Source organism: Syntrophorhabdaceae bacterium (assembly GCA_035541755.1).
Classification (GTDB): Bacteria; Desulfobacterota; Syntrophorhabdia; order Syntrophorhabdales; family Syntrophorhabdaceae; genus PNOF01.
Genome location: DATKMQ010000050.1, coordinates 25,374 through 35,220, shown reverse-complemented (window position 1 = coordinate 35,220; position 9,847 = coordinate 25,374). Strand labels below are relative to the sequence as shown.

The 9,847-nt window shown below is 49.7% G+C and carries 12 protein-coding genes; 3 read left to right on the top strand and 9 right to left on the bottom strand.

Annotated features, from left to right (window positions below; genetic code table 11):
* From frr to VMT62_04250, 5 genes are all read right to left on the bottom strand, one after another.
* Positions 1–506: ribosome recycling factor (frr, locus tag VMT62_04270; protein ID HVN95623.1), on the bottom strand; the 506-nt coding region annotated here is incomplete at its 3' end.
* Between the two features lie 2 nt (positions 507–508).
* Positions 509–1,228 (bottom strand): UMP kinase, encoded by a 720-nt coding sequence (pyrH, locus tag VMT62_04265; GenBank protein HVN95622.1) that lies wholly within the window; start codon positions 1,226–1,228, stop codon positions 509–511.
* Entirely contained in the window at positions 1,218–1,823 is a 606-nt protein-coding gene (gene tsf, locus VMT62_04260) for a translation elongation factor Ts (protein ID HVN95621.1), read from the bottom strand. The genes pyrH and tsf overlap by 11 nt, the downstream gene beginning before the upstream one ends.
* Positions 1,824–1,835: 12 nt before the next feature.
* A complete protein-coding gene (rpsB, locus tag VMT62_04255; GenBank protein ID HVN95620.1) occupies positions 1,836–2,630 on the bottom strand; it encodes a 30S ribosomal protein S2 in 795 nt (264 codons plus the stop codon).
* Between the two features lie 314 nt (positions 2,631–2,944).
* Positions 2,945–3,502: a type II toxin-antitoxin system antitoxin SocA domain-containing protein gene (locus VMT62_04250; GenBank protein HVN95619.1), complete on the bottom strand. Its 558-nt coding sequence runs from the start codon at positions 3,500–3,502 to the stop codon at positions 2,945–2,947.
* 387 nt (positions 3,503–3,889) lie between these two features.
* Between VMT62_04250 and VMT62_04245 the strand changes: the two genes are divergently transcribed.
* Positions 3,890–4,021, top strand: coding sequence for a hypothetical protein (locus VMT62_04245; GenBank protein ID HVN95618.1), 132 nt, complete (start codon positions 3,890–3,892; stop codon positions 4,019–4,021).
* Positions 4,014–5,171: a radical SAM protein gene (locus VMT62_04240; protein HVN95617.1), complete on the top strand. Its 1,158-nt coding sequence runs from the start codon at positions 4,014–4,016 to the stop codon at positions 5,169–5,171. The genes VMT62_04245 and VMT62_04240 overlap by 8 nt, the downstream gene beginning before the upstream one ends.
* Before the next feature lie 6 nt (positions 5,172–5,177).
* Here the strand turns inward: VMT62_04240 and cobA are convergent, their stop codons facing one another.
* Positions 5,178–6,704, bottom strand: coding sequence for a uroporphyrinogen-III C-methyltransferase (cobA, locus tag VMT62_04235; protein ID HVN95616.1), 1,527 nt, complete (start codon positions 6,702–6,704; stop codon positions 5,178–5,180).
* A gap of 244 nt (positions 6,705–6,948) precedes the next feature.
* On the opposite strand from cobA, the gene VMT62_04230 reads away from it, so the two are divergent.
* Positions 6,949–7,152 carry a cold-shock protein gene (locus VMT62_04230; protein ID HVN95615.1) on the top strand — a complete coding sequence of 68 codons (204 nt, stop codon included), beginning with the start codon at positions 6,949–6,951 and terminating at the stop codon, positions 7,150–7,152.
* 16 nt (positions 7,153–7,168) lie between these two features.
* On the opposite strand, the gene mazG is transcribed toward VMT62_04230, so the two are convergent.
* The 3 genes from mazG to VMT62_04215 form a co-directional block, all read right to left on the bottom strand.
* Positions 7,169–7,924 (bottom strand): nucleoside triphosphate pyrophosphohydrolase, encoded by a 756-nt coding sequence (gene mazG, locus VMT62_04225; protein HVN95614.1) that lies wholly within the window; start codon positions 7,922–7,924, stop codon positions 7,169–7,171.
* Positions 7,925–7,956: 32 nt separating this feature from the next.
* Positions 7,957–9,195: a glycosyltransferase N-terminal domain-containing protein gene (locus VMT62_04220; GenBank protein HVN95613.1), complete on the bottom strand. Its 1,239-nt coding sequence runs from the start codon at positions 9,193–9,195 to the stop codon at positions 7,957–7,959.
* A gap of 79 nt (positions 9,196–9,274) precedes the next feature.
* Positions 9,275–9,847 carry a DUF374 domain-containing protein gene (locus VMT62_04215; GenBank protein HVN95612.1) on the bottom strand — a complete coding sequence of 191 codons (573 nt, stop codon included), beginning with the start codon at positions 9,845–9,847 and terminating at the stop codon, positions 9,275–9,277.

The following is a 9,847-nucleotide window of genomic DNA, read 5'->3' as shown; positions in this document are numbered from 1 at the left end:
TCGATATACCTGTCGGTCATCTTCTGTACCTCATCCTGGCTCTTTCTCAGATCGTCCTGTGAGAGAACCTTGTCTTTCTCCATCTTCTTCAGTTTCTCATTGATATCTCTCCGGACGTTCCTCATCGCGACCCGTGTATTTTCAAGCATCTTGCTGCCGAGTTTGGTCAATTCCTTTCTTCGTTCTTCGGTAAGTTTTGGGAAGGCGAGCCTGATGATCTTTCCGTCAGATAGGGGATTCACCCCGAGATCCGATTTTTGAATCGCCTTTTCGATTTCCATAATGACCGAATTGTCCCACGGCTGGATGGTTATGGTCCTGCTGTCAGGCACCCCGATAGTTGCTACTTGATTAAGCGGTGTGGGCTGATTGTAGTAATCGATCTTAATGTCTTCAATGAGAGAAACCGAAGCGACGCCAGTTCTCAACTTGGAAAAATCCTTTTTGAGCGCGGCTACAGATTTTTTGAGTTTATCTTCAAGTTCTCCAATAGCCTCATTACTCATGTCTACCTCCCCACGATTGTCCCGATGCGTTCACCGAGGACTGCTTTTTTGAGGTTACCTTTTTTTTGCATGTTGAGCACAACGATAGGAAGCCGGTTCTCTTTGCAAAGGGTTATGGCCGTCAGATCCATGACCTGAAGGTCTTTCTTGAGAACGTCATTATAAGAAATTTCAGGGTGGAACCGGGCGTTTCTGTGGAGTTTTGGGTCTTTATCGTAGACGCCATCAACTTTCGTTGCCTTAAACAGGATGTCAGCCTTAATTTCAATAGCCCTCAGCGCAGCGGCGGTGTCTGTGGTAAAATAGGGATTGCCCGTGCCACAGGCAAAAATAAGGATCGTGCCTTCTTTCAACTGTTTGAGGGCGCTCCGCTGCACGAACGGCTCGGCAATCTTCTCCATGTTGAGAGCGGTCATGACTCCTGCGTCTACATCAAGGGATTCGAGTGCGGCCTTAAGTGCGAGCCCGTTGATGACAGTCGCGAGCATGCCCATGTGGTCGCCTGTTACGCGGTCTGTTCCGAGTGTTTCCCCCGTTTTTCCCCGATAGATATTGCCGCCGCCGACCACCACGCCGATTTGTACACCGAGTGCGCGAATCTCTTTTATCTGGCCGGCGATTTCAGTGAGCACGGTCTCATCAATACCGTAGCCCTCTTCTCCCATAAGGGCTTCGCCGCTCAGCTTGATGAGGACCCTCTTGTATGCAGGTTTACTCTTCAATCGTCTCCCCTAACTGGAACCTCACAAACCTATTGACAAGGATTTTCTCCCCCATTTTCACGATCAACTCCTCGAGCAACTCGTTGACCGTAATATCGGGGTTCTTGATGAAGGACTGCTCCATGAGACAGACTTCTTGATAGAATTTCTCAACCTTGCCGTCGGCAATCTTGTCGAGTATCTTTTCCGGTTTTCCCGACTCAAGGGCCTGTTTCCGATAGATCTCTTTTTCCTTATCGATAACGTCCTGGGGCACATCCTCCCGCTTTACATAGAACGGATTTGCTGCGGTTATCTGCATAGCGATGTCGCGGGTAAATTCCTGAAAATCCTTAGTGTTCGCAACGAAATCGGTCTCGCAGTTCACCTCGACCATGACCCCGACCTTACCGCCTGTGTGGATATATGATGCGATGAGGCCCTCGGATGCCACTTTTCCCATCCGCTTCTGAAGTTTGGCAAGCCCCTTCTCCCGCAGATAATCGATCGCCTTCTCCATGTCACCGCTTGATTGTTTGAGAGCTTCTTTGCAGTCCATAAGACCGACGCCAGTCTTCTCTCTTAGTTTCTTTACGGCTTCCGCGCTGATGTCCATAAAATTTCCTCCTCACGAATTCGTGTCAAAATCGTCGTATTTCTCTTCTGCAAGAATACTTTCATCCACGAAGGGCTTGGGTTCCTCAGTGGGCCCTTCTTCCTTTCCCTGAAATTCTTCGACGTAAAGGGCTTTCCCCTCAAGAACCGCATCAGAGATCTTTGTGGTGATGAGCTTAATGGCCCTGATCGCGTCGTCGTTACCGGGGATGATGAAGTCAATATCGTCAGGATCGCAGTTCGTGTCCACAATCCCCACGGTTGGGATGCCGAGCTTTTTCGCCTCCTTGACCGCTATGTATTCCTTTTTTGGATCGACCACAAAAAGCGCCCCGGGAAGGCGTTCCATGCCCTTGATGCCGCCTATGTTTTTCTCCAGTTTTTCGATTTCTTTCTCGATACCGATGGCCTCTTTCTTGGGAAGTACTTTGTAAATATCACTCTCTTTAAGCTCTTCATATTTTCTCAATCGGTCCAGACTCTTTTCGATGGTCTGAAAGTTGGTCATGGTGCCGCCGAGCCATCTGTTGTTCACGTAGAAGGCGCCGCAGCGTTTGGCTTCCTCGGCTATTGCCTCCTGGGCCTGCTTCTTTGTGCCCACGAACAGAATGTAATCGTTGTGAGAAGCAACCTCTTTAACGAAGTTGTAGGCTTCTTTGAACATCTTCAGGGTCTTTTGCAGATCGATGATGTAGATGCCGTTTCTGGCTCCGAAAATGTACGGTTTCATCTTGGGATTCCATCGTTTGGTCTGATGGCCGAAATGGACCCCTGCCTCGAGCAATTGTTTGATGGTAAGATTTGACATGCTTCCTCCTGGTTTCGTCTTCCGCCTTTCGCGCTTTGGCAACAGACGGATAACCGCACCTTGTTGTCAATTGAAAGGCGTGTGTATTTGCTACGCAGGTATAAATATCATATATCATTCAGTATTTCAAGCAAATTGTGGGGGATTGGGCTAAATGAGACGCTTCAAAGACCGTAGGTGGAGTACGGGGGTTCTTGAAGGGCTCCTCTTCGCAATTGTGTGGTGATTCAAAGGTCCATTGCCTCTCTCAAATTTCTTGATGGTCGCGTCACACGGGCGAGAATTTTTCAGGATAGCTTTCCGCCAGGATCGAGTTAGTCGCGGCAAAGCGCGATATAGTCAGCAGGTTCAAGGGCTTGCGATGCCCCATCGATCCGGTTTAAAGACAGGCGTGCTTCCGCATGTGCCTGTTCCATTTTCTTCTCATAATATTTCCGGATGGAATCCTTTGAAATAATAGTATGATAGGAGCCGTCCGACGTATTTGTCTTTCGCGCTGTTAGCCAAGGATCGTGCTCTTCACTGATGTATCCGGATGCGTAACCGTCCTCTCTCATATAGGCTTCCGCCACCGCCTGGAGCAGCTTTTTTTTGTTCTCCGTGTTGGGCGCTCCGGATAGCCTGTTCACTGCGGGTTTATACCCGAAACGTTTATACTCTCTGTATAGCTGGTAAAGTTCGGGGATCACCGGTCCATGGTCCCAGGCCTGGAAATCTTCGTCAAAGAGGGGTGTTTTGAAAATGCCGAGATGCCATGCCTGAGCAAGGTAAACCACCTCCTGAAGCGTCCGGTTGCTTATGGGTGAGCCCATCTCGTCGGCCACGCAGAGAAAGTAATCGGCAATGTCGAATACGGAGTGTATGGACTTCACGGATTAGCCTCCTTTCCTTTGGACAACATGCCCGGCAGCTCCTATTTGATTTGATTATTTACCAAGGCCGTTTGGTTGTCAATGCTTTTGCGGTGGCTACGCCCATATTGTTTGTGACATCCGTCATGCCTTGGGTGCTCTCCGTAAGATGTGCAGGCAGGCTTAGGTTGTCTTTACATCTGCACCGGTCCGATATATTCCCTTGAAAACATTGAGGTTGTGTGGTATGTTGATGCGGTTACGCGGAGAACGGCTGTGAAATGCGAAAAGCACGGGACATAAAGCCTCATGGCCTGATCCCTTGATGCTGCCTACGCGTGACTAACCGACATCGTGGGACTTAAAGCCCACAAGAAGCGAGTCTGTACCCGGAAAAAGGAGGAGGCAATGCCGTCAAATACGAAGAAAACTGAGCTTCGGAGAAAGAGAAAGAAAACCAGTCAGGCAAAGAGAAGGAAGAAGATCCTGTCCAAACAGTCTACCCCGGCTTTTCCTATCCATGTAGACAGGAATGAGTAGCGGGTCATTGCGATACGACATCGGCCCGATCAGGCCGCCAAACGAAGCGTACAGTCTCCTCATAAGGTTTACCAGAAATTGCACATGGAACAGGTGCGCTTTCTGTCATCTCTACAAAGGTAGAAAGTTTGAGAAACGTAGACTTGAAGATATCAAGAAGGACATCGATACTGTAAAAGCCATTTGCGACAACATCGAAGAAATCTCTCTGGAAAAAGGCTACGGCGGACGCATTACCGAATCTCTCGTCGAAGAGATCTTCTCGAGTTATATCATAAATGAGTGCTACAAAGGCGTTGCCGTCTGGAAATATTTCGGGGGCAGGCACGTCTTTATCCAGGACGCCAATTCACTGACCATGAATCCCGACGTGTTCGTTCAGGCGCTCACGTACCTCAAAGAGACGTTCCCCACGATCGAGCGGGTGACTTCTTACGCGCGCTCTAGCACGGTCGCAAAACGGCTATCCACGAATGGTCTTAAGAGACTGAAGGAGTCCGGATTGACCCGGCTTCACGTCGGTCTCGAATCGGGAAGCGACATGCTTCTGGAATACATGAATAAGGGCGTGACCAAGGCCGGACATATCGAGGCCGGATTAAGGATTAAAGAATCGGGAATTGAGCTTTCAGAGTATGTCATGCTCGGCCTGGGTGGAAAAACCTGGTGGAAGGAGCACGCTCAAGAAACGGCAGACGCGCTTAACAAGATCAACCCGGATTTTATCAGACTGCGGACGCTTAAGGTGCTGAGAAACATGCCTCTCTATGAGAAGCTAAAGGCGGGCGATTTTGTGCTTCCCACCGAGGAAGACATTCTCCGAGAGGAAAGGCTCCTCATAGAAGGCCTGCAAGATATTACGAGTACGGTTAAGAGTGACCACATTCTGAATCTCTTGGAAGACGTCGACGGCGGACTTCCCCATGACAAGGATAAGATGCTGTCCGTCATCGACAGCTATTTTGCCTTGAATGACGATGAGAGATTGGTCTACCGGTTCGGTAGAAGATCTGGCACGTACAGAAGCATCGACGATCTGAAAGATGAACTGACCTACTTCAGGATACAAAAGAACATGAGGGAAATGGAGTCAAGAGATCCCGGCAGCGTCGAAAAGGCAATTTCCCTGTTTCTCGAGAACTACATCTAAGTCTTCTCATCTCTTTCTCAAGAAATAAGCTTCCATGGCTTCGACGAGTCCCGATATATCGTACCTGGTTGCTTCGACATGAACGCGTATGTCGTGTTTTCGTAAGGCTTCGCTCGTTACCGGCCCGATGGAGGCCACAACCGCTTTGCCAAGGGTTTTCTTTCCGTAAAGGGTCACGAAATTGTTTACCGTCGATGAGCTTGTAAAGGTGGCTACGTCGAATCGTTCATGAATAGCCGCAACCTTTCGAGGCAGATTGGCCCGATAGATGGGGATGACGTCGCATAAGGCGCCTTTGTCTCGAATATATTCCACCAGGACATCGCGGGCTTCTTCCGCCCTCGGCAAAAGGAACCTCTTCCTCTTAATCTGTTCCCGCTCGAGCACGGCGATGATACCTTCCGCGGTGAAGGTTTCGGGCATGAGGTCCGGCGTGATACCCCTGGTTTCGAGGAGTGCCGCCGTTGCCTGGCCGATGGGGATGATCTTAACGCCCTTAAGCACACGTGCGTCCCTGCCGGCTGCCATAAGATCATTGAAAAATATCGAGACGCTGTTGACGCTCGTAAATAGAACGGCGTAGTAATCTGAAATCTCGTCTATGGCCCGCCTTAGTCTTGTGTTGGGTTCTATGGGGACAATCTCGATGGTGGGGACATAGACCACAGACGCCCCTTTTTCCGTGAGGAGTTCGCCGAACTTTCTCGATTGATGAGCAGCGCGCGTAACGAGGATCGTTTTCCCGTAAAAGGGTTTTTGTTCATACCACGTGAGAATCTTCCTGAGTTTAACGACTTGACCGACGATGATGATGCCGGGTGGCTTTACCTTTTCCCGCCGGGCCAACGCGCAGATATCCTTGAGGGCACCCGCGACCACCTTCTGTTCCGGCAATGTCCCCGAAGTGATCACGCATGCCGGGGTCTTGGGATCCCTGCCTTGTGTGATGAGTCTTTCCTGGATGGCCTTCAAATTCTTGATACCCATGAGGAATACGAGCGTATCGGGACCTTGGGCAAGCTCGCGCCACCTGATAGTCGACTCTCCCTTTTTTTCGTCTTCGTGTCCTGTGACGAAAGCCACCGTTGAAGCGTAATTTCTGTGAGTGAGCGGTATGCCAGCGTACGCCGGCACCGATATTGCGGAGGTAACGCCGGGGACGATTTCGAAATCAATGCCGCGCTCGATAAGGTATTCGGCTTCTTCTCCGCCTCTACCGAAAATAAAGGGATCGCCTCCTTTGAGCCGGACAACCACGTTCACGTTTCTTGCTTCATTCACGAGGAGGGCATTAATGTCCGGTTGTGGAAGTTCGTGCCGGGATGCAGCTTTTCCCACATATATGAGCTCGGCACCTTTCTTGGCGAAACGCAGGAGCTCTTTGTTGACGAGGTTATCATAGATGACCGAATCGGCAACCTGTATAAGCTCGAGGCCCCTCAAAGTAATGAGCTTGAGGTCGCCCGGTCCCGCGCCTACGAGAAAAACCTTTCCCATAGCTAGAATTATACGCGTTACGTCTCTGCTATTCAAATGGAAACTCCATCTTTTGATTGAATGAAAGGGAATAATCCACATTCGTAGATGCCTGTGTCAAAACGAGGCGACTCAGAAATCATGCCCAGAGCTTGATGGTGGCGGCCCGCATTGCATTGTATTCCCTTTTCACAAAATCCTCGGAAAAACTGTCGATTTCGCTTGACAGGTTTTCTAAATAGGCATAATATAGGCTTTAAGCACGAAGCTTAAATTTCTTTAATGAAAGGAGCCCAGCAGTATGCCAGTAGGTAAGGTGAAATGGTTTAACGACTCAAAGGGGTATGGTTTTATCGAGCAAGACAATGGGGAAGATGTGTTTGTTCATTTTTCTGCAATCCAGCAGGATGGTTTCAAGTCATTGAAGACTGGCGAGAAGGTCGAATTTGAGATCGTGAAAGGACCGAAAGGCCCACAGGCATCAAACGTCATGAAAGCAGAATAAAAACAGGAGGGGGAGATTACCCCCCCTTCTTCTCCATATCTTTTACATCGTTCCACATTCTATCCATCGCTTCAAGCGATGCATTTGCGATATCCGTATTTTTTTCAATATAAGAAAACCGACGTATAAATTTCTCTATGGTGAAACGGAGCGCGTCTTCCGGGTCCACATCGAGAAACCTGGCTATGTTTACCACGGTGAATAGGAGATCGCCTATCTCTTCCCTTATGGATGAGGGATCACCGGTCTCCTGCGCCTTTCTCAGCTCTCCCACCTCCTCAAAGAGCTTCTCATAAACATCCTGGATTTCCTTCCAGTCAAAGCCGACTTTCGCGGCCCTTTTCGTTATGACATAGGCGCGAAGCAGCGCCGGCATGGCCCGGGGGATACCTGACAGAGGAGCATATTCCGCCTTCTCTTGTTTCTTGAGTTCCTCCCACTTCTCTTCGATGGACTCGACCATGGGTTTTCCCTGAAAAACATGGGGATGTCTGTTGTACATCTTTTCATAAACCTGACGTATCACATCCGCGATGTTGAAGAGGCCCCCTTCCTTACATATCTCGGCAATGAAAACGATGTGGAACAAAAGATCTCCGAGCTCTTCCTGAAGCAACTTTGCGTCATTTTTTTCAATGGCTTCGATCGCTTCGTAGACCTCCTCGAGCAGAAATGTCTTGAAGGAATGAACAGTTTGTTTCCTGTCCCATTGGCATCCCGCATCGCTGCGCAATCTTTCCATGAGTCCTACGAGTTTCGAAAATTCTTCCATGCTGTCTCCTCTTCTTCCGGCCTGGGGAGGGCTTATCGGTTAGCTTTTATGACGGCTGCGATGTACTCGACGGTCTTGTTCATCACATCCCTTTGTTCCTTGATGATGAGTTTTCCCCTCTCGCCCATCTCGCGCCGAAGGTTATCGTCATGCAGGATATCGGCAAGTTTGCCCGCCAGTTCGTCGGCGTCTTGCACCATGCCGCCGGCTTTAGCCTCGATTATTCTATCAGCGATGTTTCTGAAATTGTCCACGAAGGGTCCGAAAAGAACAGGGGTTCCGAAGAAAAGCGGCTCCAATAGATTCTGACCGCCGTAAGGGGCGAGGCTTCCTCCCACGAAGGCGATCTTACTTCTTGCGTAGATTCCGAAGAGGTCTCCTATGGTGTCTACCACCACCACATCAATGTCGGGGGGTGGCCGATCCGGAAGGTGAGAGTGGCGAGCTACACGGAACATGGGTGAAAGATCTCTTACTATATCGCTCGTAAGATGCAGTTCGCGAGGGGCGATATAGACCGTATATCCCGGAAAGGCACTCTTGATTTTGCGGGTAACCTCGTAGACCGCATGAAGTTCCTTCTCTTTGATGCTCCCGAAGGTGACAATGTTTTCTTTCTCGTTGTTGGAGGCCTTCTCTTCAATATCGCGGAAGTATTTTATGTTACCCGCATTGATCACGCGCTTGGGGTCCATGCCGATGCTGATGAAGCGGTCTACGTGCTCTTGAGACTGGGCAAGGACAAGGTCTACCTGAGAAAGCACGGTCCGCATGAAAAAAGCTATCCGTCTGTAATTACTCAACGTGCTGTCGGAAATCCTTCCATTGAGGATGATGACAGGCAAGCCTCGCCTTTTTACCTCCCAAACGAGGTTAGGCCATATCTCGGTTTCTACGATGAGCAGAGCTCTCGGTTCCCACTGGTTGAGAAAGCGTTTCACTGACCAGATGATGTCCAGAGGAAGGGCTGCAACATACGATTTATTGCCCTGTCGCTTGGCGAGAAGGTCTTTAGTATAGTACGTATTTGTCGTGATAAGAAACTCATCGGTGATGGCGGCCTTGATTATCTGCTGTATCAGGTTCTCGGCTATCATGGCCTCCCCGACTGACGCGCCATGGACCCAGATGGGCCTCACGGAGGGGTGGGCGGATGCGCGCGGTACAAGCCGTTCGAAAAGATTTTTCCGTATCTTCTGCTTTGTCAATCCGAATGCCACAAATAAGGGCAGGGTGAGTGTAACGAAGGCATTGTAGATTAATCGCCACATACCATGCTATCTGCCTTTGCCGTGAGGGCGTTCAGAGTATCTTCCAGTTCCCGACGATTCTTTTCTATATTTTCACGGTTTATGGGGTGGTCAATAAAGATCGGGTCACCCCAGAGAAAGACAACCCTGGAAAAAGGGTAGGGGAGAGTAAACCTGTCCCAGGAATGAAAAGTTTTTTTTTACCGGCACCGTACGTGAGCGGAACGATAGCCTTGCCGGAGAGTCCGGCAAGCTCTACGATGCCTTCTTTCACTTTGTATCCGGGCCCTTTCGGACCGTCTGGTGTTATTGCCACATCGACCCCCGCCTTAAGATCGCGGATAATCTCTCTCAACGATGAGACGCTTCCCTTTCGGTAAGAGCCCCTGATGGCCATCAATCCGAAGAGACGCACCACACGAGCGATCAACTCGCCGTCCCTGTGCCTGCTAATGAGAACCTTTCCGCCCCCCTTTTCTTTGGCGAAGGGCATCATAAGGAGCCTGCCGTGCCAGAAGCAGATAATGAAGTTCATTCCATTGGCCCAGGCGTCTTCTATTTGCCCCTTATTGATGTGTTCTATACGCAGGGTCGATTTCAAGATCGTGAGAAAAAGCCAGATAAGCGGTGGGAAAATCTTCAGCATAAGAAAAGACTTTATGGGCTTCGCCAT

Excerpts from the sequence above, each read along its gene's own strand:
- mazG (HVN95614.1), bottom strand. The coding sequence starts at position 7,924 with ATGGAAGAATTTTCGAAACTCGTAGGACTCATGGAAAGATTGCGCAGC.
- VMT62_04245 (HVN95618.1), top strand. The coding sequence starts at position 3,890 with ATGCCGTCAAATACGAAGAAAACTGAGCTTCGGAGAAAGAGAAAGAAA.
- tsf (HVN95621.1), bottom strand. The coding sequence starts at position 1,823 with ATGGACATCAGCGCGGAAGCCGTAAAGAAACTAAGAGAGAAGACTGGC.
- VMT62_04220 (HVN95613.1), bottom strand. The coding sequence starts at position 9,195 with ATGTGGCGATTAATCTACAATGCCTTCGTTACACTCACCCTGCCCTTA.
- rpsB (HVN95620.1), bottom strand. The coding sequence starts at position 2,630 with ATGTCAAATCTTACCATCAAACAATTGCTCGAGGCAGGGGTCCATTTC.
- VMT62_04215 (HVN95612.1), bottom strand. The coding sequence starts at position 9,847 with ATGGCGAAGCCCATAAAGTCTTTTCTTATGCTGAAGATTTTCCCACCG.
- VMT62_04230 (HVN95615.1), top strand. The coding sequence starts at position 6,949 with ATGCCAGTAGGTAAGGTGAAATGGTTTAACGACTCAAAGGGGTATGGT.
- VMT62_04240 (HVN95617.1), top strand. The coding sequence starts at position 4,014 with ATGAGTAGCGGGTCATTGCGATACGACATCGGCCCGATCAGGCCGCCA.